At 43.1% G+C, this 22,676-nt stretch carries 27 protein-coding genes; 10 read left to right on the forward strand and 17 right to left on the reverse strand.

All coding sequences use genetic code 11. The features are described 5' to 3' along the window. Positions 1 to 7 precede the first annotated feature (7 nt). Positions 8 to 280: a Na(+)/H(+) antiporter subunit F1 gene (locus ABOA58_RS25090; protein ID WP_370023645.1), complete on the forward strand. Its 273-nt coding sequence runs from the start codon at positions 8 to 10 to the stop codon at positions 278 to 280. Further along, complete coding sequence (mnhG, locus tag ABOA58_RS25095; protein WP_048687653.1) at positions 264 to 602, forward strand: monovalent cation/H(+) antiporter subunit G; 339 nt, start codon at positions 264 to 266, stop codon at positions 600 to 602. The genes ABOA58_RS25090 and mnhG overlap by 17 nt, the downstream gene beginning before the upstream one ends. Positions 603 to 655: 53 nt before the next feature. Here mnhG and ABOA58_RS25100 read toward each other — a convergent pair whose 3' ends face one another. From ABOA58_RS25100 to ABOA58_RS25125, 6 genes are all read right to left on the reverse strand, one after another. Next, positions 656 to 1,375, reverse strand: a complete 720-nt coding sequence (locus ABOA58_RS25100) for an MOSC domain-containing protein (RefSeq protein WP_350300452.1) — start codon at positions 1,373 to 1,375, stop codon at positions 656 to 658. A gap of 95 nt (positions 1,376 to 1,470) precedes the next feature. Beyond that, positions 1,471 to 1,869 (reverse strand): hotdog fold thioesterase, encoded by a 399-nt coding sequence (locus tag ABOA58_RS25105; protein WP_350300453.1) that lies wholly within the window; start codon positions 1,867 to 1,869, stop codon positions 1,471 to 1,473. A gap of 116 nt (positions 1,870 to 1,985) precedes the next feature. Beyond that, positions 1,986 to 2,549, reverse strand: a complete 564-nt coding sequence (locus ABOA58_RS25110; RefSeq protein WP_350300454.1) for a 5' nucleotidase, NT5C type — start codon at positions 2,547 to 2,549, stop codon at positions 1,986 to 1,988. A gap of 16 nt (positions 2,550 to 2,565) precedes the next feature. After that, positions 2,566 to 3,663, reverse strand: coding sequence for an FAD-dependent monooxygenase (locus ABOA58_RS25115; RefSeq protein ID WP_350300455.1), 1,098 nt, complete (start codon positions 3,661 to 3,663; stop codon positions 2,566 to 2,568). A gap of 24 nt (positions 3,664 to 3,687) precedes the next feature. Then, positions 3,688 to 4,782, reverse strand: coding sequence for a bifunctional diaminohydroxyphosphoribosylaminopyrimidine deaminase/5-amino-6-(5-phosphoribosylamino)uracil reductase RibD (gene ribD, locus ABOA58_RS25120; RefSeq protein ID WP_350300456.1), 1,095 nt, complete (start codon positions 4,780 to 4,782; stop codon positions 3,688 to 3,690). Positions 4,783 to 4,795: 13 nt separating this feature from the next. Next, a complete protein-coding gene (locus ABOA58_RS25125; RefSeq protein WP_350300457.1) occupies positions 4,796 to 5,545 on the reverse strand; it encodes a GTP cyclohydrolase II in 750 nt (249 codons plus the stop codon). Between the two features lie 321 nt (positions 5,546 to 5,866). On the opposite strand from ABOA58_RS25125, the gene ABOA58_RS25130 reads away from it, so the two are divergent. Beyond that, the gene (locus tag ABOA58_RS25130; RefSeq protein ID WP_350300458.1) at positions 5,867 to 6,196 is read left to right on the forward strand and encodes a hypothetical protein; all 330 of its coding nucleotides are present in this window, start codon (positions 5,867 to 5,869) and stop codon (positions 6,194 to 6,196) included. 63 nt (positions 6,197 to 6,259) lie between these two features. Here ABOA58_RS25130 and ABOA58_RS25135 read toward each other — a convergent pair whose 3' ends face one another. After that, a complete protein-coding gene (locus ABOA58_RS25135) occupies positions 6,260 to 7,765 on the reverse strand; it encodes a leucyl aminopeptidase (RefSeq protein ID WP_350300459.1) in 1,506 nt (501 codons plus the stop codon). A 270-nt stretch (positions 7,766 to 8,035) separates the two neighbouring features. Between ABOA58_RS25135 and ABOA58_RS25140 the strand changes: the two genes are divergently transcribed. After that, on the forward strand, positions 8,036 to 8,518 hold the full coding sequence (locus ABOA58_RS25140) for a divergent PAP2 family protein (RefSeq protein ID WP_101223628.1): 483 nt from the start codon (positions 8,036 to 8,038) through the stop codon (positions 8,516 to 8,518). Positions 8,519 to 8,527: 9 nt separating this feature from the next. Further along, the gene (locus tag ABOA58_RS25145; protein WP_350300460.1) at positions 8,528 to 9,316 is read left to right on the forward strand and encodes a cobalamin-binding protein; all 789 of its coding nucleotides are present in this window, start codon (positions 8,528 to 8,530) and stop codon (positions 9,314 to 9,316) included. 78 nt (positions 9,317 to 9,394) lie between these two features. Here the strand turns inward: ABOA58_RS25145 and ABOA58_RS25150 are convergent, their stop codons facing one another. From ABOA58_RS25150 to ABOA58_RS25165, 4 genes are all read right to left on the reverse strand, one after another. Then, complete coding sequence (locus ABOA58_RS25150) at positions 9,395 to 10,087, reverse strand: 3D domain-containing protein (RefSeq protein ID WP_350300461.1); 693 nt, start codon at positions 10,085 to 10,087, stop codon at positions 9,395 to 9,397. A 358-nt stretch (positions 10,088 to 10,445) separates the two neighbouring features. After that, positions 10,446 to 10,763: a YuiB family protein gene (locus ABOA58_RS25155; RefSeq protein WP_063234052.1), complete on the reverse strand. Its 318-nt coding sequence runs from the start codon at positions 10,761 to 10,763 to the stop codon at positions 10,446 to 10,448. A gap of 108 nt (positions 10,764 to 10,871) precedes the next feature. After that, positions 10,872 to 11,351, reverse strand: coding sequence for an NUDIX hydrolase (locus tag ABOA58_RS25160; protein ID WP_350302968.1), 480 nt, complete (start codon positions 11,349 to 11,351; stop codon positions 10,872 to 10,874). 209 nt (positions 11,352 to 11,560) lie between these two features. Beyond that, a complete protein-coding gene (locus tag ABOA58_RS25165) occupies positions 11,561 to 12,775 on the reverse strand; it encodes an NAD(P)/FAD-dependent oxidoreductase (RefSeq protein WP_350300462.1) in 1,215 nt (404 codons plus the stop codon). 482 nt (positions 12,776 to 13,257) lie between these two features. Between ABOA58_RS25165 and ABOA58_RS25170 the strand changes: the two genes are divergently transcribed. Both ABOA58_RS25170 and ABOA58_RS25175 read left to right on the forward strand, forming a co-directional pair. Next, on the forward strand, positions 13,258 to 14,250 hold the full coding sequence (locus ABOA58_RS25170) for an NAD(P)/FAD-dependent oxidoreductase (protein ID WP_350300463.1): 993 nt from the start codon (positions 13,258 to 13,260) through the stop codon (positions 14,248 to 14,250). 153 nt (positions 14,251 to 14,403) lie between these two features. Next, the gene (locus tag ABOA58_RS25175; protein WP_350300464.1) at positions 14,404 to 15,045 is read left to right on the forward strand and encodes an SDR family oxidoreductase; all 642 of its coding nucleotides are present in this window, start codon (positions 14,404 to 14,406) and stop codon (positions 15,043 to 15,045) included. Between the two features lie 272 nt (positions 15,046 to 15,317). Here ABOA58_RS25175 and ABOA58_RS25180 read toward each other — a convergent pair whose 3' ends face one another. Then, positions 15,318 to 15,680: a HesB/IscA family protein gene (locus ABOA58_RS25180; RefSeq protein WP_350300465.1), complete on the reverse strand. Its 363-nt coding sequence runs from the start codon at positions 15,678 to 15,680 to the stop codon at positions 15,318 to 15,320. A 171-nt stretch (positions 15,681 to 15,851) separates the two neighbouring features. Here ABOA58_RS25180 and ABOA58_RS25185 point away from each other — a divergent pair, with 171 nt between their 5' ends. Next, on the forward strand, positions 15,852 to 16,595 hold the full coding sequence (locus ABOA58_RS25185) for a DUF2225 domain-containing protein (protein ID WP_350300466.1): 744 nt from the start codon (positions 15,852 to 15,854) through the stop codon (positions 16,593 to 16,595). Between the two features lie 51 nt (positions 16,596 to 16,646). Here ABOA58_RS25185 and ABOA58_RS25190 read toward each other — a convergent pair whose 3' ends face one another. Beyond that, a complete protein-coding gene (locus tag ABOA58_RS25190) occupies positions 16,647 to 16,883 on the reverse strand; it encodes a YuzB family protein (RefSeq protein ID WP_350300467.1) in 237 nt (78 codons plus the stop codon). A gap of 288 nt (positions 16,884 to 17,171) precedes the next feature. Here ABOA58_RS25190 and ABOA58_RS25195 point away from each other — a divergent pair, with 288 nt between their 5' ends. After that, entirely contained in the window at positions 17,172 to 18,239 is a 1,068-nt protein-coding gene (locus tag ABOA58_RS25195) for an NAD(P)/FAD-dependent oxidoreductase (RefSeq protein ID WP_101223635.1), read from the forward strand. 94 nt (positions 18,240 to 18,333) lie between these two features. Here ABOA58_RS25195 and ABOA58_RS25200 read toward each other — a convergent pair whose 3' ends face one another. Further along, the gene (locus ABOA58_RS25200) at positions 18,334 to 18,657 is read right to left on the reverse strand and encodes a YuzD family protein (RefSeq protein ID WP_350302969.1); all 324 of its coding nucleotides are present in this window, start codon (positions 18,655 to 18,657) and stop codon (positions 18,334 to 18,336) included. Between the two features lie 153 nt (positions 18,658 to 18,810). Here ABOA58_RS25200 and ABOA58_RS25205 point away from each other — a divergent pair, with 153 nt between their 5' ends. Beyond that, on the forward strand, positions 18,811 to 19,047 hold the full coding sequence (locus ABOA58_RS25205; protein ID WP_034310199.1) for a NifU family protein: 237 nt from the start codon (positions 18,811 to 18,813) through the stop codon (positions 19,045 to 19,047). Positions 19,048 to 19,236: 189 nt separating this feature from the next. Here the strand turns inward: ABOA58_RS25205 and thrB are convergent, their stop codons facing one another. From thrB to ABOA58_RS25220, 3 genes are read right to left on the reverse strand one after another with little or no spacing between them, the layout of a single operon-like run. After that, the gene (gene thrB / locus ABOA58_RS25210; protein WP_350300468.1) at positions 19,237 to 20,181 is read right to left on the reverse strand and encodes a homoserine kinase; all 945 of its coding nucleotides are present in this window, start codon (positions 20,179 to 20,181) and stop codon (positions 19,237 to 19,239) included. Continuing rightward, positions 20,178 to 21,239: a threonine synthase gene (thrC, locus tag ABOA58_RS25215; RefSeq protein ID WP_350300469.1), complete on the reverse strand. Its 1,062-nt coding sequence runs from the start codon at positions 21,237 to 21,239 to the stop codon at positions 20,178 to 20,180. Before thrC ends, thrB begins: the two co-directional genes overlap by 4 nt. Then, positions 21,236 to 22,534 carry a homoserine dehydrogenase gene (locus tag ABOA58_RS25220; RefSeq protein WP_350300470.1) on the reverse strand — a complete coding sequence of 433 codons (1,299 nt, stop codon included), beginning with the start codon at positions 22,532 to 22,534 and terminating at the stop codon, positions 21,236 to 21,238. Before ABOA58_RS25220 ends, thrC begins: the two co-directional genes overlap by 4 nt. Between the last annotated feature and the right edge of the window lie 142 nt (positions 22,535 to 22,676).

Genomic DNA, 22,676 nt, shown 5'->3' on the forward strand with positions numbered 1-22,676 from the left:
CGATCTAATGCTTAAAATCGCACTGCTAGGTGTTTCGCTTTCCATGATTGGATTCTTATACCGTTTAATCAAAGGGCCTTCCGTACCGGATCGGGTCATCGCACTCGATGCAATGGGAATCAATCTTATCGCAATCGTTGCACTTGCCTCCATTGTCATGGATACAAGCGCATATCTGGAAGCCATTCTTCTGCTCGGAATCCTATCTTTCATCGGAACGGTCGCTTTCGCTAAATTCCTTGAGAAAGGGGAGATAATCGAAGATGACCGCAATCGTTGAAATCCTATCGGCCCTATTCCTTTTAATGGGAGTCTTTCTCTTTTTAGTCTCGGCTTTCGGCATCATCCGGCTACCCGACGTCTATACAAGAAATCACGCTGCCTCAAAAAGCTCGACACTTGGAATCATGTTCATCCTGATCGGCACCTTGTTATATTTTTATTATAAACATAGCCATTTCGATTTCCGGGTCGTGCTTGCGATCATCTTTATCTTCATGACCAGCCCTGTTGCCGGACATTTAATCATGCGCTCGGCTTATCATACTGGCGTAAAAATGTGGGATCGGAGTGTCCAGGATGATTTAAAGAAAACCCGGTGATTCCTGCCATTGCAAAAGAGCTGCCCTGATTACAGGAGCAGCTCTTTTCTGTCTCAATCCTTTAAAAATACCTCATCGCCCACTCTGATTTCACCTGTTTGCACGACCGAGGCATATACGCCAAAATGATTTTTCCTTTCCTTGACGACAGTTTTCAGGAGTGATGGATCTCTATGTGAATCGCTTGGATCGACAGTTATGATCATACAGCGTTCACAATGCCTTTTGATCTCCAATTCCACTTCATTTCCGATTAGAATCCTTTTTCCGAACCATTTCTCTTCTAAAAAGGGCGTTTTGTTCACTAAAGATAGCACTAAATTTTGCCTGAATCTCCTGCCATCCAGTTCTTTTCCCCAAAGTTTTGTCAATTCGCCAATCGAGGCATCACTGACAAGCAGGATGTTTTCTTCTTCAATCGCTCCTAACGGAATATGTGCAGGGTGATAAACAACGGGTGCTGCCTCCTGTTTTAACAATCGTTCCATTTCTTCCTGAAAGGCTTCCTCTCCCCATGTCAGCACGTTTCCTGAAGGAGTCTTCACTTTGATTTCCGGATATTGGCCAAGGGTTTCCTCACCAGAAAAAACAGCTTGATAACAGACCATCTCCGGGACTTGGGTTATCGTCAGGAACTTCCCATTTTTATCTTTAAAAGCATGACTGCGATCTCCATATAGTCCATAGTCCATCACCTTCGTTTTCTGTACCTGTTCACCAGTGAATGATTTTACAGGATGACGGGTGATTTCTTGTATATGACCCACCAGCATAAAAAAACCTCTTTTCATACAATAGTCTACTGCCATATTATACTTAAACCGGATACTGTAGAATCATTGCGTCAATTTGCGATTGTTCTTTTGATTCACTTTGACTTCGGTAAGTCGATAACGGCCAATGTACAGCGTGAAATGCAGATAAGATGATCCTCTTCATCACGTATCTTCACGTCCCACACCATCGTCGTCTTCCCGCGATGGATGATGTTCCCTTCTGCGGTAACAAAACCTGAACGGACGCCCCTAACATGATTGGCATTGATTTCAAGGCCGACGACAGCTTGTTTTGTACTATCTACCAGCTGCATCCCGCCAAAGCTTGCAACGGATTCCGCAAGGGCAACGGATGCTCCCCCATGCAATAAACCATACGGCTGCCTAGTCCGTTCATCCACTGGCATCGTCGCAATGACTTTCCCCTCGCCGACTTCTTTCATTTCAATCCCAAGCGTGCCTATCAATGACTGTTCAATATTTCTCTCCATCCCATTACCCCCGACTCTCTTGTTTTTTTACCAAAAAAATGAACCACTATTCATATTAGTATACAAAAAAAGGATGACCCAAGTCTATCAAGTCATCCGTCAATAATGTAAATGTATTATTTGGAGAGGATTTCTTTTAATTCAAACCAGCTTGTCAGTCTTGGAATATCCAATTCCCTGTTATAGGAGTTATCCATTGCATACACTTTCGTTGGAATATCCAATAAAGTTTCCAGCACTGCCGGTTTATCATCAAAATAATAATCCAATCCCAATTTGCGGATCGTATCAATTTTTTCATGATCCTTCATCCCGCAGTAAAAATGGTCTTCCTTAACCGGAAAGCCATTTTCAATCAGCCATTTTTTCGTCCGGTCACCATGCTCCGCTTTTCTGGCTGTGATGTAATAGATTTCGTGACCATCGCGCTCAAGCTCCTGCAGCGTTTCCACTGCGCCCTCGAAGGCTGGACAGGATGAATAATACACTTCATCGGCAAGGCTGTTCCACATTTTGCCCCCAGCCTCTTTATCAAGCCCGAAAGCTTCATGGATCTCCAACGTCTTTAAAGCTCTGAATTTCGTTAACTCTATATTCGTCTTAAGCTTTTCATTATAAAGATGGAACGCGAACTCCCTCAAGTTAATAAGGGTATCGTCAATATCGAAACCGAATTTCATACTCCTTCACTCCTATTCAAACATAAGCTGCGGCAAACTGTGATGCGAAGGACATTTCCTTGTCCTCCTGAATGGCCTGCAATCTTTCAATCTCGGCTTTTCTTTTTGGCTCAGCCATTTTAAGTCCAAGGAAGCCAGTATCCTCCTGCAGGATGCCCCCAGAAATAAGCTCGGCCAATATATCGGCATCCTTCATGGCACAATTGAGTCCGAACGCACCTGTAGGTGTCATCGTATGGGCTGCATCACCTAATAAAGCAACGCCATCCTTTGTCCACGTTTCACAATAGCTGCTGTAAACATCCAATAAAATGAAGTCCTGCCAAGAGCGGATCTTTTCATACACAACCTTTTTTAATTCTGGAAAGGCAAAAAGCAAATCTTCTATGAACGGTTCAAAATGCTGTTTTCGCAAATGGGGAAATGAACCATGATCTATATTCCAGCCAATTTGGATGTAACCTCCAGCCTGGGTAAAGAGGGCAACCTGGGAGCCATTGACCAATGCCATTTTGATCGAAGGCTTCCATCCCTCCGGAGCAGGAATTTTTGCCCATAGTAAATCATAGCCATGATTTTTAATCACGACTGGAATTCCCGCTTTTTTTCGAACGATGGAAAATCTGCCGTCCGCTCCGATTATCAATGAACTTTGCACTTCCAGGTCATTTCCGCCATTTCGAGCCTTGACTCCCGTAAAACGACCCATTTCATCCTGTATCAAGCCGGTAACCCTCGTATTCATCATCAATTGAAAAGAGTCCAGCTTTTCAGCTTCATTCAATATAGCTGTAAGCAGATGATTTTGAGGGACATGTATCCCAACATGATCGACCGGCCATTCAGGGAAAATCCTTTTGAATATTTGGCCTTCATGCCAATATTCAATTTGTTCCATCCTTAGCAAGCCAAGTCTTTCCACACTCTTGAATAAACCGTGCTTTTTAAGAATGCCCTCTCCTTCATCGTTCAAGAACTCGCCCCTGAACTCCCTTGAAACCTCAGAATGCCTTTCAAGCAAAACGACTGAAATGTCCTGCTTGGCCAATAGGTAAGCCAGCAGGGCTCCTCCAGGACCTGATCCGACTATGCATACATCTGATTTAACCAACATGCCTCTTCACCTGTTGTCTATTTTTTATTTAGGATAAGCCGTGATGCGTATGTCCTCACCAAACGTTTCCACGCCAGAGAAGGAAACATCCATCGCTTCATCCATCGTATCCACATTCACTCCAGTAAACGGTGTTAGTGAGTTTCTTCCGCCCAATAGTTTAGGGGCTATATAAATCAAGTATTTATCGATGAGCCCTTCCCTAAGGAATGAGGCATTCACTTCGCTTCCGCCTTCCAGCAAGACATCCGTAATCCCCTTTTTATACAGCTCTTCCATTAATGCCTTAAGATTCAGTCCCGTCTCGTTTTTGGGGACGAAAATGAATTCGATCCCTTTTTCACGTAAAAGGTCCATTTTATCCGCAGGTGCATTTTGCTGCGTTACGATCAAGGTTTTCGCATCTGATACCTGTACAACATTGGCATCCAATGGAACCCGTAATTCACTGTCTAAAATGATCCTGATCGGATTTTTCCCTCCGCCCTCCGGAAGTCTGGTCGTCAGTGATGGATCATCGGCCAACACAGTCCCGATACCAACGAGAATGGCATCCACCTCATCACGAAGCAAATGAACGGAATAACGTGATTCTTCTCCTGTTATCCACTTTGAATGGCCTGTGTGGGTTGCAAGTTTTCCATCGAGCGTCATCGCATACTTCGATATGACAAATGGACGATTCGTCAGCATATTGTGAATGAAACGCTCATTCAGCCTTTGAGCTTCCTTTTCCAGGACGCCGACTTCCACTTCAATGCCTGCATCCTTTATGATCGATATCCCCCTGCCGGCTACTTCCGGATTCGGATCTTGAGTCGCAACCACCACTCGCCGGACACCTGATTCTTTCACCAAATTTGCACAAGGAGGTGTCTTTCCATAATGGGAACAAGGCTCAAGAGTCACATATAGCGTTGCACCTTCTGCATACTCACCCGCCATTTTGAAAGCATGCACTTCCGCATGCGGTTCACCCGCTTTTCGGTGGATCCCTGTCCCGGCTATCACACCGTCTTTGACTATGACGGCTCCGACCACTGGATTTGGATTCGTCTTTCCTTTTGCACTGGCTGCCAAATCCAGTGCAAGCTTCATGTAATATTGATCATCATTCATACTATAGCTCTCCTTATACAATCAAAGTTGGCTTCTTTTCGGGAATATGTCCAGACTTCTTAACCTTTGTATCGAGATAGAAACTATTATCTTCCGTCAAACCGCCCCAAAGCGGAATATGGTCCTTCGCCGCAAGTCCATTCTTCGTGAGGGCGTCCAGCTTTTTGGGGTTGTTCGTGATTAAAGTCACCGGATCCTCGCGCAGTTCCCTCAACACGCGGATGGCTCCCTCGTAAGATCGCGTATCGTCTTCGAATCCTAAAGCCTCATTCGCCTCGACCGTGTCATAACCTTCCTGCTGAAGCAAATAGGCAAGAGATTTGGAAAACAGGCCGATCCCTCTTCCTTCATGGTCCGCAAGGTAAAAAATGGCCCCGCACCCATGCTCGGCTATCATCTTCATCGATTGGTGGAGCTGGTAGCCGCAATCACAGCGTTTACTGCCGAAGATATCACCTGTGTGACAGATGCTATGCATCCGGACAAGTGCATCCTCCGACTTTTTAAAGTCACCATACACCAATACGGAGGATTGCTGTCCAAAAGCGAGGTTGGCTTCCGAAAGCGAATCAAGCACCGCTTCCTTGTCATTATCCGCGCCGTCAAGCTGTAGCCATGTATACCATTGGAAAACCGTTGAGAAATCTCCTTGCTCAACAGGCAGGTTCACAGGCCCTACAAGGCATATATCAGCTTTTCCCGGTGTTTTTATGATATTCATTTTATCTATTAAAAGTTTTTTTGTTTCCTCGGTTATTTTCATGTTAACATCACCTATTTTATAATTTATAGTGTGCCTTCTCCTTACTTTAGGTAAGTAAGTATATTACTATACACTATACCTGTCAATGAAGCAGTTTACAAATAATAGTGTGTCTTTGATCATAATTTTCAAGAAGTTTTTTTGCAGAAGAAAGGTCATTCCCAAACCGCTATCATATCGGCTGGCCTTTATACATATTTTAACGTATAACGAATACGTGTCTATAGACAGACTTAAGGAAAGGAAGGAAACCTTTTGGAGGATTTCCCTTATTTTTTATATGATCCTATCCTGTTTCCGCCTCACGCGAGAGCAATGAATATGAATCGGGAATGGGAAGGAACGTTGCGTCCCTACTCGGCAACCAATCCGGATCTGCTAGTTAAATCGGCAAAGACCTCGCAATCCTTAATGGTTGATGTAAAAAAAGTCATGGATACTTTAGCCACATCCAAGCCCTTCTCGAACCGGTTGATGACTGCTGCCCAAGCATCGCAAAAAAATGTCGTGATCGATATGATCAAAAAGATAGGAATTAAGAACGAACCTGATATCACGTATAACCCCGATGGGATCCGTTTTGATTTCTATCCTAAAGCAGGGGAAGAAAATTGTCATATCATCGTCAGCTTGAAATGGAGGGATGCATAACGTCCGTCCAACACCTATTTGGTAAAAAAACCGAAGCCTATTTTCGGCTTCGGATATTTGGGTTCATCTTGTTTTCGTTTCAAAGGTTTCAACCAATAGTGCAAGCGTGCGTGCCATGACACCGGTAGCCCCCGCCGTGCACAATTCGGAGTTGTTCGAGGTTGTGGAAGTTCCGGCAATATCCAGATGGACCCACGGAGTGTCTTCGGCAAATTCACCGATGAAGGCGCCGCCCATGATCGCATGTCCCGCCCCTCCAGGTGAATTATTCAAATCCGCTATTTTACTGTTGCGTACCCGCTCTTTATCCTTTTCTGTAATCGGCAATCTCCAAATGGGCTCCCCGGCCTCCTCTGAGGCTTTGACCACTTGTTCATAGAATTCCGTGTCATTTGTCATTGCACCCGTCATATCCATGCCCAGCGCGGTTATGACACCACCCGTTAAAGTGGCAACGTCAATAAGATAGTCTGCACCATGATGTTTAGCGTATGTCATGGCATCTGCCAAAACCAGCCGGCCTTCCGCATCCGTATTCAATACCTCTATCGTCTTGCCGCTCATGGCAGTGATCACATCATCCGGCTTGAATGCATCACCGCTGATCATATTATCAGTGGAAGGAATGACCGCCACGACATTTTGGTCCGGTCCTAATTCGCCGATTATTTCCATTGCTCCTAAAACAGCTGCCGCACCGCCCATATCCGTCTTCATTCCAACGATTCCGGCCTTCGTTTTCAATGAGTATCCACCCGTATCGAATGTGATGCCTTTACCTACCAACCCGATAACATCCTTCCATTCATCCTTACCTTGATACTTCAGGACGATCATTTTCGGAGGCTCGACCGAACCTTGATTGACGGCAAGGAGTGCACCCATTCCCAACTTAAGCATATCCTCCTTCTCAAGGATCTCCACTTCAAAACCATAACGTTCACCCAAGGCAGATGAATAATCCGCCAAATCCGTGGAAGTCAACAAATTGCCTGGTGTATTGACCAATGTTCTCGCGGAGTTCGTCGCCCTTCCGAAGATCCTCCCTACATGAAGCGCGGCACCGACCTCTTCTTGATCAAATTCACTGTAAACCGTAATCGATTCAAGGCTTTTTTCGACCTGGTTCGATTTTTGCTTGTATCCGCCAAATTTATAGGAAGCAAGTTCAAAAGCCTCGGAACAAGCATGCGCTGCGTCCAATGCATCCAGATTTTCAGTCGTGAATGTATCCAACGCGATTGAAAGTGTCGTAATCTTGGATTCTTTTATCGTCTTACGAGCTTTTCCCAATGCTTCGCGGAGCGTTTCAAAGGATAGCTCCTTTTCCTTGCCCAACCCTACAAAAATCAATCTCTTTATGCCTAATTTACCTAATGTATGTATTTTGACCACTGATTTTTTCCTGGAAGAGATTTCTCCCTCCTTCACTAACTCTGTTAGCTGGCCGTCCAATCGTTCATCCGCTTCTTTTCCTATGCCTGAGAATTTTACAGGTTTGTCAAATACGCCTAGAATCAGGCATTCGTCAATCAAATCTATATTCAAGGAATCTTTTACTGTGAACATTCTGCTACCTCCTCCATTCGATTACATTCATTATAACGAAATCTTCAAAAATTTTCGAATAAGGCCCGCAAAAATAATAATAACAAGTGATATTGTTTAGAATGAGTGACTTTAGAGTAATAGTATAAGAAAGATCATATTTATACTTATACCAGCAGGGAATCGACAGGACTGAATGGAACTAATAATAAGGGCCTTATTCCGAGCAGGATGTAATTACCCATATATGGTTTTCATCTTTACTTATAACTAGAAAGAAGGCTGATACTCTTGGAATTATTACTCAACTTCCCTTTAATCGCAGCATTGATTGCCATTTTCTTTGCTCAATTCATTAAAGTGCCCATCCACTTCATAGCATTTCGTAAAGTGAACTGGTCACTCATTAACTCAACAGGCGGTATGCCAAGCTCCCACTCAGCGGCCGTGTCAGCCCTAACCGTAGCGGTAGGGATCGAAACCGGTATGAAATCCCCTGTATTTGCCGTTGCCGCGATTTTTGCAGTCATCACGATGTTCGATGCGACAGGTGTGAGACGGCAGGCAGGAGAACAGGCGGCCGTCTTGAACCAGCTCGTTACGGACTTCAATACATTTGTCGAGCAAGCAAAGAACTGGCAGAAAAAAGCAGATAAACAGAAACAGCAACAATTAAAGGAACTGTTGGGACATAAGCCAATCGAGGTATTTTTCGGAGCCTTGACCGGAGTATTCATTGCGCTGGCACTTCACTTTTTCATCTTTCAAGGGTAGGTGTTCAATTTGAAAATAATCTCTCTTTGCCCCAGCAATACGGAACTCTGCACATATCTAGGGATTGAAGATCAGCTGATCGCCATCGATGACTACTCTGATTGGCCTGAAACCTTACAGCACCTTCCTAAGGTGGGGCCCGATTTATCCATTGATATCGATCATGTAGAATCACTAAAACCCGATTTGGTGTTGGCTTCACTAAGTGTACCGGGCATGGAAAAAAATATTGAGGGGCTAAAAGAACGGAACATCCCTCATATCATCTTCAACCCGCAATCACTTGAAGATATCGCAAAAGATTTACTGACCTTGGGCGATGCCATGAATCTTAAGGAAAAAGCAGAGGAACAGGCTGCCAAATTCCGTGATGCCATCCTTCAATACAAAAACGTCGCAGACAAAATCGAAACAAAGCCGTCGCTGTATTGGGAATGGTGGCCTAATCCCTTATTCAGCCCCGGGGGAGTTAATTGGTTATCCGAGATCAGCACGCTTGCGGGAGGATATAACCTATTCGAAGATGTCGACATGGCAAGCATTCAAGTCACTTCCGAAGAGGTCCAAAAAAAGGATCCCGACCATATTTGCTTAGCTTGGGTCGGTGTCCCTTTACGAAAAGTAAACCCGGCGCTTGTCAAGAAACGGAAAGGGTGGACTGATATGAAGGCAGTCCGGAATAACAATATTCACATAATGGAAGAGCCTTTATTCTGCCGCCCCTCCCCGCGATTACTGGATGGCCTTTCCAAATTGGCAAAGACTCTGCATCCTGAAGCCTACAAAAGCATGGACTAAGGCGTCCCGAACGGAAAACAGACAATCAAAAAGGCTGCCTCAATTGAGGCAGCCTTTCGCTTTCACCTTTGTCCATCATTAAAAAGCAAAGGAAGCTACATTATCGTTCAATGTTTTCTGAGCGATTTTAGGCTTGAATACCTGCCTGATCTTGGTTTCATTCAACTTGCTTAACTGTTCTTCGGATAACTCGCCGTTCCCTTTTTGGACAACATATACTTCAAGGGTTTTCTTCCCCCAATTCTCATATACATCTTGTACCGTTTCATAGTATAGATCCAGGTGGTTTCCTTTGATTGCACCACCCTTGTCCGCTACAACCCCATATCCATAGCCCGGAATCCAAAGGATGGTTCCGAGAGGGAATACGGTAAGATCGGCGGCAATGGTGGAAAACAGATCCCGTTTCACCTTCACCCCTGAATAAGTGATACCATAGGATGGGCTTTCCGGGTACTTTCCGGTTGATTCATACCCTGCTGTATATCCTGTAGCCAAAACTTCATGCTTCGGGTATTTCGAGAGCTCGATTGCCTCCGCTATCGTCGTGGGACCATTGCTCGCGGATGCCGATGCCATTAGCGTTGCCACTTGACCTCCACTATGGATCGCTTTATATTCGAGACCAAGCATTCGATGTTGTCTCATTGCCTCATCAAAAGGATGATCTTCAGGCACAGCCCCAAAAACATGATTTAAGGTCGATTCGATGGCCAAGATAAATAATATGATAATAGCAACCCTCAAAAATAATGCCTTTACAATCTTCATATGTATTAGTTCCACTCCTCTCACAAGGATATTTGTTCCCTTTACGGAGTGAAAGTATTCATAAAGCATGGAAAGAACCAATTTTTCTTACAAAAAAGGCTCTTTTCGTAAAGATTGTTGTTTTTAAAACGAAACTATTTAAGGTTGATTGGAGCGGAAGTGCGAGACTCCTGCGGGAGCAGCGGGACAGGTGAGACCCCACAGGCGTTTACGCCGAGGAGGCTCACCGCCCGCCCCGCGGAAAGCGAGCATCTGGAGGGGAAATCAACCACACCGCACTACTTAGTAAATAGCAACAAAGTATGCGAAAACAGCTTACAAAAAAAGGCCCGTCCATAAATGACGGCCCTTCTCATTATTAAAACATTTGATATCCTTTATTCCTTAGAATCCTGATGACCACACCAGCTAAAACCGCGCCAAGCAGCCCGCTAGATAAAATAATGATGTCTGCCGTATGCAAGGAAGTTAGGTTCGTTCCAAGATTAGAAAAAGATATTCCCGGATTTCTAAAATATTCTATTAGCTTTGTTTCATTGACAATGATGATGAAGACGATTGGAAATAAGATGACCATGATCCACGAAGAACGAAAGAGCATATTCAACAAAAAGCCAATTCCGAAAAACAATATGAAAAATAAGAGTATTGAGATAATTAAAACAGGCAATGGCATGTTATTCTTGACCCTCCTTAAAAAGCGACACCTTTAGTTTACTGAAAAAATAATTGCTGCGTCAACGACTTATACCAAATAATTCCGAAGAAAAGATAATTACCCAAATCACATGAATAATTTATATGATGTATACCCAAATTGATCTCCCGGATTCAATCCGTCAAGCATCGTCTGCATTCTTTCCTTTTTAAAAGCTAACAGCTGTTCCAATAATAATGATTGCTTCCCTTCCTGCATGAGTAAATCAGGGTCATAAAATTTAGCTTCATATAGTTCATCCGACTGAGCGGTTACTTCAAAACTGACCGGTTTAAGTAAAAATATCAACATATTATCACTAATATTCCCTTTGATGACTCCGCTTCTCACTCCTACAATGCCTTCAATTTCTGTATGAATACCCGTCTCCTCCAACACTTCCCTTACGACAGCTTCATCGACGGTTTCATCATTTTTGACAAAACCTGCCGGAAGCGACCATTGCCCTTTCAATCCGCCATACCTTTTATTTACGACCAGCCATTCACCTTTATCAGATATCACAAGGCCGGACACTGCAAGCCAAACATTTTTGCATCGTTCCACCAAGACCCACTTCCCCCTATATTCATTATTATTGTAAACTTCAAACAGCAGAAGAACATAAGATTAAGCTCCGTCATCCTTACCCATTATATTCCATATAAGAACCGTGCATACTCCAATAGTTGGCACACTCACCCATTGATGGGATGTCAATGAAAAAGCCATTCAGGGAAAATCCCCAAATGGCCTTTATTAATATATAGAAAAAATTAAAGGACGTTGAATTTACCTTTTTTAGCAACAAGGGAAGCTCCGCCAATCATTAACAACGCTCTGTTATCAACCATTTTCTTCATGAATGATGCAGTCTTACCTGTAACTTTCTTGCCGAATACAACACCAATCGCGTTGTCTTCACCAAGTGAACATACCGTTCCTTTGTTTTCGAAAGTGAACGTTTCAAGGTCGCTTTCATTACGAACCAATTTAGTCAGGTTCTTCGCAATGACCTCACCTTGCTGCATCGCGATTTGTGCGGTAGGCGGATATGGACGGTTAATTTCCTCGTTGATGATCAAAGCGCAGTCCCCTACGATAAAGATATCGTCATGACCCGGTGCCCGCATGTCAAGGTTCACTTTAATACGTCCGCGCATAGCTTCAAAACCGGAAGCCTCTATCACGGAGTTACCACGTACGCCAGCTGCCCACACTACGGTTCCCGCTTTGATTTCTTCCACTTCATCTTCGCCTTTTGCCACGATGATGCCTTCAGGAGTCGCCCCCTTGATCGGTGTACCGATTTTGAATTCGACACCTTTTTTCTCAAGGTAAGATACTGCATAATCCACCAATTCCGGGTCGAAGCCAGGGAGGACTGCTGGTGCTGCCTCCACACAATACATACGAACCTTTTGGAAATCGATGTCGTATTCTTTACAAAGTTCAGGGACACGGTTAGCCAATTCGCCTAAGAATTCGATTCCCGTAAATCCTGCTCCTCCGACAACGATCGTCAAGCGGTCTTCATTCTTCTCGACCTCGGAACTGTACGTAGCGAATTGCAATTGGATATGGTCACGGATTTTACGTGCCGTGTTCACGTTAGAGATAGAGAAAGCATATTCTTTTAGCCCTTGGATTCCGAACGTTTCCGATTCAGGTCCAAGACCAATCACTAAGTAATCATAAGAAATTTCGCCGTTTTCAAGGATGACTTTTTTGTTCTCCGTTTTCACTTCCAAAACGGAATCCTGGATGAATTTAACTTTGTTGTTAATGACACTTTTGATTGGATAGCGCACACGATCATGATGAAGCGTTCCAGCCGATGCTTCATGCAGCCATGTTGTTTCATAGTGGTAATCATTTTTGTTAACTAATACGATTTCTGCTTCATTTTGACCTAATGCCTTCTGTAAGCGAGTAACAGTCATCAATCCACCATAACCTGCTCCTAAAACAACGATAGTTGGCTTTTTCAAAAGTATTCTTCCACCTTTACGATATTTTCTTGTGATGCTTTCCATAACTAAAATATATTGTCTATCTTATTAATTTCCATTATAAAAAGCACTCTTATACATTTGTGACGTATTTCACGTAACACTTCGTAATTGTCATAAAAAATTCATAAAAATTTTACCAAATGATGTCTAAGTAAATATTAGTCTTTTTCCATACCTTTTTCAAGTAACAAACCGAACTTTTTCGGGTTAAAATCAAGCTGAAAAACGTTACTTTTCAACTAGTTCCATACCATATTTATACGATATGCTTAACATTGGCAAAGGGTAATTTTACCCACTTATGAAAGCGGATAAAGACCATTCATCATGAAACCGCCCTTATATAGTCAAAACTTTCTTACTTTTCTAACTTTCTCCGTTTTTTAAAAGATCATCTATGTTAAAATAAGAGAATAAATTTCAGCAAACCTAGTATCTAGTATATCGGAGGGATAACGTTGGAAGTTAATGAAAAAGTTTATGATATTACCATCATTGGCGGAGGCCCGGTTGGATTATTCACTGCATTTTATGGAGGAATGAGACAGGCATCCGTAAAAATCATCGAGAGCCTGCCACAATTAGGCGGACAATTGTCAGCCCTTTATCCTGAGAAATACATCTATGATATCGCTGGTTTCCCTAAAGTGCGCGCTCAGGAGCTAGTGAATAATTTGAAAGAACAAATGGCAAAGTTCGAACAGGATGTTGTCCTAGAGCAAGCCGTTAAAGAAGTGGAAAAGCAAGCCGATGGAGTCTTCAAGTTAACGACTGATAAAGAAATCCATTACTCCAAAACGATTATCATCACAGCTGGAAATGGGGCTTTCCAACCCCGCCGCATCGAAATTGAAGATGCAAAAAAATATGAAAACGGCAACCTTCACTATTTCATCGACGACCTCAATCATTTTGCCGGCAAAAAAGTGGTGGTTTTCGGTGGTGGGGATTCGGCAGTGGACTGGGCCTTAATGCTCGAGCCGATCGCCGAGAAAGTGAGCATCATTCACAGAAGGGATAAATTCCGTGCCCACGAACATAGTGTAGAAACACTTAAAAATTCAAAAGTTGAAATAAAGACTCCTTACATACCTTCAGAGTTGATTGGTACAGACGGACGGATCCATACGGTTGTCATCAAGGATACAAATGGTGAAGATACAGAGACGATGGAGGTGGATGCAGTCATCGTCAACTACGGCTTCGTTTCTTCTCTCGGTCCCATTAAGGAATGGGGACTTGATATCCAGAAGAACAGTATTTTGGTGAATTCCAGAATGGAAACGAATATCCCGGGAATTTATGCAGCAGGTGATATTGCAACATATGATGGAAAAGTCAAATTAATTGCAAGTGGTTTTGGTGAGGCACCCACTGCCGTCAATCACGCCAAACAATATATTGACCCAAAAGCAAAAGTTCAGCCGATGCATAGTTCCTCCATGTTTTAAAATTACGCAAAAACCCGACTTTCATAGCCGGGTTTTTTTTATTGTCCCCAATTCGGTTATTGTGGATAACTTTTCCCATTACTTATCCACAGCGCTTACTTTTGTCATACTAAGGGTAAAGAGTAGGAGAAGCCATGAAAGGAGAATGCATCTATGAATATTTTAATTGCAGGAGCCAATGGAACGACAGGAAAGCAGATCATTGGGGAATTATCAAAAAATCCGCAAATGACTGTTTACGGAATGATCCGGAAAGAAGAACAGGCCCAAACGATAAAAGCACTCGGCGGGCATCCAATCCTTGCCGATTTAGAGGGAAATGTGGATAAAGCAGTGGATAACATGGAGGCCATCATTTTTGCAGCAGGATCTGGACCGAAAACAGGGCCGGATAAAACGACAGCTGTGGATAAGAATGGAGCCATTAAACTGGTTGATGCCGCCAAAAAGAAGGGGATCGAACGTTTTGTCATGCTGAGCTCTGTCGGTTCCGATAATCCGGAACAAGCCCAAGAAGAAATGCACCATTATCTCGAAGCAAAGCATGATGCCGATGAACATTTAAAAGCAAGCGGGCTGACATACACGATTGTCCGGCCGGTTGCTTTGACAAATGAACAAGCCATCGGAAAAATATTTGTTGATGAGAAAGTGGATCATGCTGACAATTCCATTCCAAGAGCCGATGTCGCCACCGTTCTTGCCAAATCAATCACAGAAGAAAAAACATTCAATAAAACATTCGAAATTTCCAGCAGCACCCTCCCAATCAAGGAGGCCCTGAACAATATTTAAAGCAGCAAATAAGCATGAAAAAGGGCACTTTTTTTAGTGCCCCCTAGACTGTAGTCAAATTTGATGTTTGCCTGGTTTTTTCTTTAATAAACGCTCCAGCTGTTTTCAGCTGAAGCGTTTATTCGACCGTTCTCAAACTTTATTCGTCCGTCCATGTACCTAGCCTATTTTCAAATCATGGTTCGGGATGAGACCATTCCAAATCCCTTTTGCCTATAAACTAAGGGGGACACTTGTTAAAGTGCCCCCCCTTTCTCAATGATAAGAGTTTCTTAGCAGTTCTCCGGCGTACCGGCGTTTTTAGCCGTTTTGAAGGAAGACCCGCAACCGCATGAAGCGATAGCATTTGGGTTTTCGATCGTAAAGCCTCCACCCATCATCGTTTGTTTATAATCAATTACCGTTCCATTCAATATATCTGCATCCTGGGAATCAACAAGGATCTTAATTTCAAACTGTTCCAGCTGGCTATCTTTTTCTCCGGGTTCTTGTTCAAAACCCATTCCGTAGGATAATCCACTGCAGCCTCCGCCTTTAACGGCCACTCTTAAAAAGGAACCCTCTTCACCATTTTGTTTCATCATTTCTTTTATCTGAAAAGCGGCAGCTTCCGTTATTTGAACAACTTCACTCACAATAAATCCCTCCTTCTTCTGATATGTGAGATAGAACTATTACTCTTTATAGTATATACCAAAGAAATTCCCACGCTCAATTTTCCAGCTTGAAAAAATCATATTCCCCCACCTATTTTACCAACAAAAATTAGTTTATAATAAAGACTGTAGGTATAATTAACCGTTCCATTGGGCCCAATCCCAAATTACAGTAAGGGGGTAATCACCATCGAAGGCATACATCCTCTATATGATAAAAGCATGGAATGCCTTTTATGCAAGCAAAAATCAACCACTAAAAAGGTACGGTCGCGTTTTGTAAAAGTTTCTAAATATGACACGGACTTTTGCCCCATTTATGCTGATTCAGCCGTTAACGCACTTTACTATAATATCTTTGTTTGCCCTCACTGCGGCTTTTCGTATTCGGAGGATTTCTCCCGGTACTTCCCCCCCACTACAATGGAAATCATTATGGAAAAAGTAAGCTCCCAGTGGGTTCCCCACCATTTTAGCAAGGAGAGATCCATTAAAGATGCGATCAATACATACAAGCTAGCGAGTTATTGCGGAGCTTTAAAAAAGGAAAAACATATAATCCTTGCCGGAATCTGTTTACGGATAGCATGGTTATATAGGATCCACAAAAGCAAGGAACAAGAAGAAAGATTTTTGAAGTTCGCCCTAAAGGAATATGAAGCATCCTATTCAACAGGAGACTTCAGCGGCACTCAGGTATCCGAAGCCAGAATCCTCTATCTCGCTGGTGACATCTCAAGGAGGTTAGGAAATGAAAAGGCAGCCATCAAGTATTTTTCATTAGTGTTCGAAAGTCAAAAAAATGCCCGGGAAGCCTCCATCATCCAGATGGCCAGGGACCGATTTCAGGAACTCAAGCAGCAATTAACAACCCACTCGTTGCTGCAGCACTGATATTAAAAAGGCTGTCCACGAAGGAACAGCCTTTTTGTTCGCCGTTGATGATTAAAACATTTGAAATTCATCAATGTACTTATATATTTTATCAACCAATTCATCCGTTGTGTCACCAAAAACCACTTCACCGTTTACAAGCGCATATAAGTTACTGGAGCATCTGCCGCAATAACCCAGACAACCATATTCTATGATATCCAAATTCGGATCCCGCTCCAATCTTTCCAGAGCCTCCTGAGCGCCGCTGGCCAGATTGCTTACACAAAATTCAATAATCGGGTACATTGTTTCACCTCACAGTTACTAACAAACCATCTTATTACTTTTCCCTTCTACAGTCAATATTTACGCATAAAAAATCAGCCGATTTCAAGATATCGGTTGTGATTTCCTTTTATATTCGTTATACTTTTGTCGGGGTACGTAAATTAAAGAAAATTAACTAATTTTTTATTCTTGCTACTAATTGGGGTATATATATTTAATTAAACTTTAAAGGGGACCATTTGGGGGAATCCTATAGTTAAATGCTAGTCAAATTTTTCAAGAGATCAAATAAAGGGGAAAAATCATATGAAGAATCTAGTCATACTTGGTGGCGGGTATGGTGGTATGCGCATGTTGCAAAGATTGCTGCCTAATCAGCTTCCTGAAAATGTGAGCATCACGCTTATCGACCGTAATCCTTATCACTGCTTAAAAACGGAATATTATGCTTTAGCAGCAGGTACCATTCCAGATCAGCACATCCGTGTTGCATTTCCTGAACATCCTCGCTTGAAGAACGTGTACGGAGAAGTACTTTCCATCGATATGGAAAATAAACAAGTCATTATAGAAAATCAAGATCCTGTCGTTTATGATGATTTAGTCATTGGCCTTGGCTGCGAAGATAAATACCACAATATTCCTGGAGCAGACACACATACCTACAGTATCCAAACAATCGATAAATCACGCCGAACATATTCAGCCTTGAATAATTTAGGTGCCGGTGCAACCGTTTCTATCGTTGGTGGCGGACTGAGTGGTGTTGAGCTTGCAAGTGAATTGATTGAAAGCCGTTCAGATTTAAACGTTAAATTATTCGACCGTGGACCGCATATTCTATCTGCTTTCCCAGAAAGATTAAGCACCTTTGTCGAATCATGGTTCGATAAACATACAATCGAAATCGTCCATCATTCAAATATAACGAAAGTTGAACCAAACCTTCTTTATAATGGCGACGAAGCCGTTCAAAGCGACGTCATCGTATGGACAGCTGGAATCCAGCCAAGTAAGATCATCCGCGATATGGATATTGAAAAAGACCGTCAAGGAAGAGCCGTTCTGACTCCTCAGCATTTCCTTCCTAATGATGACAGCATCTTTGTGGTCGGCGACTGCGCAAGCCTGCCGCATGCACCTAGTGCTCAATTAGCGGAGTCCCAAGCTGAGCAAATCGTACAGGTTCTTGTAAAGAAATGGGCAAATGAACCACTTCCAGAAAGCTTCCCGACAATGAAATTAAAAGGGACATTAGGTTCTCTTGGGAAGAAACAAGGGTTTGGTCTTGTTGCAAATCGCCCAATCACCGGCAGAGTGGCCCGCCTGATGAAATCAGGCATTCTCTGGATGTATAAATACCATAACGGTTGATTCCAACCCATCTATGCTACATTTTATAAACTGGCCCAATGAGCTGCATGCAGCTCATTCATGGGTCAGTTTTTCTTATTTCTTCCATTATATATCATACTTGTATTGTATATCCGTATTTTTCCATCGTTTCCACCACTTTTTTGAGACGCACATTTCCTTCTGCGATGATTTCTCCTTCGATGAGGACCAGTGGATAAAATAAATCTTCCTCGATCATCTTCAAGGCAAAGCTCTTTTGCTTTTGCGTTTCTGGAGGATTAAACATATCTATATAGGATATTTTGAATTTCTGCTCAGGAAACTTCCTCGTTAAAGCGGCTTCAAGCCACTCGCAGGTATCTTTCGAAGAAGGGAGATTCACACAACTTGCGCAAATTTGCTCCGCACCATACACTTCTATCTCAATTTCTTTCATTACCACACTCTTCCTCCTTCATTTTGAATAATGTTTAAAAACTTCACCTGTTTCCATCATACCAGAATAATATAGATTATATTTCCGCAAAGTTACAGTTGGATTTTTTACTACCTTCGCTTTATAATATGATTAGGAAAGGAGTCGATTGCAATGTCTGAACAAACAATGGAAGTTCAAGTTCAAGAAGTCCTAGATAAGCTTCGTCCGTTTCTTCTTCGTGATGGCGGTGACTGTGAACTAGTTGACGTAGAAGATGGAATTGTAAAATTACGATTACTAGGAGCCTGCGGAAGCTGTCCTAGTTCGACCATTACGCTAAAAGCTGGGATTGAGCGTGCCCTTCTTGAAGAAGTTCCTGGTGTAGTGGAAGTTGAACAAGTTTTCTAATGGCCCTTTAAATAACAACAGCGTATGGATGAAGGCTCACTTCATCTATACACGTTCAACCTTTTTCATACAGGCCGGAATCTTTTCCGGGCTGCAATAAAAATAAAGCTGACTCGGCTTTTGCCCTATCAAATTGATACGGCTTGACGCGAGTCAGCTTTTTTATATGGACAATGAATGAAGCATGGCTCACGATTTCAAAAATTTCAATTCATTTTTTTCCTGTTCTGAAAGGGTTGCCGTATAGCTGCCTTCATTATCGATTTCCAATTCTCTCACAAGAAATTCCGGAAATTTTTCCTTCAATACTGTGAGCAAACTTTCACTATTTTCTGCGGATGATAAGCATAAAACAGTTGGGCCTGCTCCGCTTAGGGCTGCACCAAATCCGCCTTCATTGAGGACAACTTCTTCAATAAGCGCTAAATGAGGGACCAACTCTGCTCTATATGGTTGATGGAAACGATCACTTTGCATCATTTCACCAACAAGCTTCCAATCTTTAGATAGAACTCCTGCAAGCATTACATTTGCGGCTGCACTTCCGCTTATCGCCTCTTTATAGGAAAGCGAATTCGGAAGGACATTTCTTGAATCTTCCGTAAGCAATTCAAAATCGGGAATGACAGCAATCACCTTAACTCCCTCGATTGGAAACGACACGACATCCGTTCTTTCCTCCGTATGCAGGCCCACAACCAATCCACCATACACTGATGCCCCCGCATTATCCGGATGCCCTTCAAAGAGGGAAGCATGCCTATTCTTCTCCTCTTCGGATAAATGAAGTTCACCAACGATGTTCGCCAATTCAATCCCCGCCACAATGGCAGAGGCACTGCTTCCAAGACCCCGTGCCAGTGGAATTTCGCTAGAGACGAAAAGCCGGCATGGGGAAAGTTCCTTTCCATAGGATGCCGCCGTTTCCTTGGCAATTTGGACGATATAATTACGATCATCCGTTGGAAAAACAGACATTTCCTCTGAAAGTGGAACGACTTCCCATTGATTTGATGAAGATCCGTGTATTTCCAAGTAAAGTCCTAGCGCCAAGCCGATGGAATCGAATCCTGGTCCTAAGTTGGCCGTACTTGCTGGTACACGGATCAAGAACATCTCTGATTCCGCACTCATGCCTGTTTCACACCCTGCAGATGTTCTAAAATGACCTCTTCATCCATTGGCAGCAATGTCGGCTGAATCGTGCTTGTATTTACTGCCACATTCGGATCTTTCAATCCATTTCCAGTCAAAACGGCAACAATCTTACTTCCTTTTTTGATTTCACCGCTTTTTAATTGTTTATAGATGCCTGCAATGGAAGCACATGATGCCGGCTCTGCAAATACCCCTTCTTTTTTAGCGAGGAAATGATAGGCTTCCAGAATTTCTTCGTCCGTCACCTCATCAATTTTGCCTTTGGATTCATTTGCTGCTTCCACAGCAAAGCTCCAACTTGCAGGATTTCCAATCCGGATGGCTGTTGCAATCGTTTCTGGATTTTCAATAATGCTATCCCGGACAATTGCAGCCGCACCTTCAGCTTCGAACCCTCTCATTTCAGGAAGGCCCGTTTGTTTCGATTCGTTATATTCTTTAAAACCTTTCCAGTAAGCCGTTATATTACCTGCATTCCCAACTGGAAGCGCCAAAATATCCGGTGCGGAGCCGAGGGCATCACAAATTTCGAAAGCCGCTGTTTTCTGCCCTTCAATCCGGTATGGGTTGACCGAATTCACAAGAGTTATCGGTGAGCTCTCACTAAGTGAACGGACGATTTTTAAAGCCTGGTCGAAGTTCCCTTCGATCGAGATGATTTCCGCTCCGTACATGACGGCTTGGGCAAGCTTGCCCATGGCTATTTTCCCTTCAGGGATGACAACGATACAGCGCAGGTTGGCCCGGGCCGCATAAGCGGCTGCAGCTGCCGATGTATTCCCAGTGGAAGCACAGATGATCGTGTCGCTGCCCTCTTCTATCGCTTTGGCGACAGCCATGACCATGCCGCGGTCTTTAAACGACCCAGTTGGATTCGCCCCTTCATATTTTACATGTAAGTCGATTCCCCACTCTTCGGATAATCGATTCAGTCTGATTAAAGGTGTATTACCCTCCAAAAGGGTTAGTGCAGGTGTGTTTTCATTAACGGGTAAAAATTCTTTATACGTGCTTATAAGTCCTTGCCAGCTCATTTGATGTCCTCTCCTTCAACTCTGTATGTGCTTTTCACTTCTCTTACCATATTGTAATCATTTAATTTCTGTATTATTTGCTCAAATGCAGCCTTTGTGGCAGTGTGCGTAACCAATACAATTTCGGAAGATTCCTTTTCATCCAGAGGCAATTGAAGGATTTTATCGAATCCTACTCCATGCTCTGCAAATAAATTCGTGATTCTGGCTAAAACGCCAACTTCATCCTGAACATGTAATCGAATGAAGAACTTAGCGAAAATCTCAGTGGCATCTTTTAATTGTTTCGGGTACTGAGGTGAAACGGCACTGCGGCCATTTACGCCCAGCCTCATATTCTTGATGACCGTCACCATATCCGAAACGACTGCAGTCGCAGTAGGAAGACTGCCGGCGCCTGGTCCGTAAAACATCGTTTCCCCTACTGCTTCCCCATAAACGTATACAGCATTATACTCATTATTTACCGATGCTAACGGATGTGCTTCCGGAAGAAGTGCAGGCTGGACACTTACTTCGACCCTATCCCCTGCCCTGGAAGCGACGCCGATCAATTTCATTGTATATCCAAGCTTCTTACTATATCTCAAATCCTCTTCGGATATCTCGGTAATGCCCTGTACCTCAACATCATTCAAACCAATGTTCATTGAGAACCCGAGTGTTGATAGGATCGCCATTTTACGGGCCGCATCCAATCCGCCTACATCGGCTGTCGGATCGGCTTCAGCAAATCCCAGCTCCTGAGCTTCCTTCAATACGTCATCATAAGCTCTGCCTTCCTTGCTCATTTTCGTTAAAATGAAGTTTGTCGTTCCATTGACGATTCCCATCATTTTCGTGATGCGGTCAGAAGATAATCCATCGACAAGACCGCGTAATATCGGAATTCCCCCTGCAACACTTGCTTCATAGAACAAATCACATTGATTCTCCGTGGCCAATTCCAGCAGTTCCGGTCCATATAAAGCCATTAGGTCTTTATTGGCCGTAACGATATGCTTTTTATTTTTTATAGCTTCTATCAGATAACTGCGTGTTTCTTCGATTCCACCCATCACTTCTATTACAACATCAATCTCGGGATTCGAAAGGATATCCTCAGGATTGTCAGTTAACATTCCTTTATCGACCTCGACAAGCCGCTCCTTCGTCGTGTCTTTGACTAGTATCTTCTTAACGGATATGGAACAGCCCACTTGATGCATGAGCTTGTCCTGATGGCTTTCAATGATTTGTACGACTCCTGATCCGACTGTACCTAACCCCAATAAACCGATCGAGATGGCTTTCATAATTTGGTTCCCCCTTAAAAACTGTTTGTCTGAAGAAAACATTTGTATTTGTATAGTAGACATTATAAGTTTAATTCATATAATTATCAATAGTTAGAAAAGATGGATGCACGAACTTTTTTCGTCCATCCCTTGAACGAGT

Origin of the sequence: Peribacillus frigoritolerans, assembly GCF_040250305.1 — a bacterium.
Taxonomy (GTDB): domain Bacteria; phylum Bacillota; class Bacilli; order Bacillales; family DSM-1321; genus Peribacillus.

What these genes read in the sequence shown, in the direction of transcription:
- ABOA58_RS25090 (WP_370023645.1), top strand. Translation starts at nt 8, where the DNA reads ATGCTTAAAATCGCACTGCTAGGTGTTTCGCTTTCCATGATTGGATTC.
- mnhG (WP_048687653.1), top strand. Translation starts at nt 264, where the DNA reads ATGACCGCAATCGTTGAAATCCTATCGGCCCTATTCCTTTTAATGGGA.
- ABOA58_RS25100 (WP_350300452.1), bottom strand. Translation starts at nt 1,375, where the DNA reads ATGCTGGTGGGTCATATACAAGAAATCACCCGTCATCCTGTAAAATCA.
- ABOA58_RS25105 (WP_350300453.1), bottom strand. Translation starts at nt 1,869, where the DNA reads ATGGAGAGAAATATTGAACAGTCATTGATAGGCACGCTTGGGATTGAA.
- ABOA58_RS25110 (WP_350300454.1), bottom strand. Translation starts at nt 2,549, where the DNA reads ATGAAATTCGGTTTCGATATTGACGATACCCTTATTAACTTGAGGGAG.
- ABOA58_RS25115 (WP_350300455.1), bottom strand. Translation starts at nt 3,663, where the DNA reads ATGTTGGTTAAATCAGATGTATGCATAGTCGGATCAGGTCCTGGAGGA.
- ribD (WP_350300456.1), bottom strand. Translation starts at nt 4,782, where the DNA reads ATGAATGATGATCAATATTACATGAAGCTTGCACTGGATTTGGCAGCC.
- ABOA58_RS25125 (WP_350300457.1), bottom strand. Translation starts at nt 5,545, where the DNA reads ATGAAAATAACCGAGGAAACAAAAAAACTTTTAATAGATAAAATGAAT.
- ABOA58_RS25130 (WP_350300458.1), top strand. Translation starts at nt 5,867, where the DNA reads ATGAATCGGGAATGGGAAGGAACGTTGCGTCCCTACTCGGCAACCAAT.
- ABOA58_RS25135 (WP_350300459.1), bottom strand. Translation starts at nt 7,765, where the DNA reads ATGTTCACAGTAAAAGATTCCTTGAATATAGATTTGATTGACGAATGC.
- ABOA58_RS25150 (WP_350300461.1), bottom strand. Translation starts at nt 10,087, where the DNA reads ATGAAGATTGTAAAGGCATTATTTTTGAGGGTTGCTATTATCATATTA.
- ABOA58_RS25155 (WP_063234052.1), bottom strand. Translation starts at nt 10,763, where the DNA reads ATGCCATTGCCTGTTTTAATTATCTCAATACTCTTATTTTTCATATTG.
- ABOA58_RS25175 (WP_350300464.1), top strand. Translation starts at nt 14,404, where the DNA reads ATGAATATTTTAATTGCAGGAGCCAATGGAACGACAGGAAAGCAGATC.
- ABOA58_RS25190 (WP_350300467.1), bottom strand. Translation starts at nt 16,883, where the DNA reads ATGTACCCGATTATTGAATTTTGTGTAAGCAATCTGGCCAGCGGCGCT.
- ABOA58_RS25195 (WP_101223635.1), top strand. Translation starts at nt 17,172, where the DNA reads ATGAAGAATCTAGTCATACTTGGTGGCGGGTATGGTGGTATGCGCATG.
- ABOA58_RS25200 (WP_350302969.1), bottom strand. Translation starts at nt 18,657, where the DNA reads ATGAAAGAAATTGAGATAGAAGTGTATGGTGCGGAGCAAATTTGCGCA.
- ABOA58_RS25205 (WP_034310199.1), top strand. Translation starts at nt 18,811, where the DNA reads ATGTCTGAACAAACAATGGAAGTTCAAGTTCAAGAAGTCCTAGATAAG.
- thrB (WP_350300468.1), bottom strand. Translation starts at nt 20,181, where the DNA reads ATGAGTGCGGAATCAGAGATGTTCTTGATCCGTGTACCAGCAAGTACG.
- thrC (WP_350300469.1), bottom strand. Translation starts at nt 21,239, where the DNA reads ATGAGCTGGCAAGGACTTATAAGCACGTATAAAGAATTTTTACCCGTT.
- ABOA58_RS25220 (WP_350300470.1), bottom strand. Translation starts at nt 22,534, where the DNA reads ATGAAAGCCATCTCGATCGGTTTATTGGGGTTAGGTACAGTCGGATCA.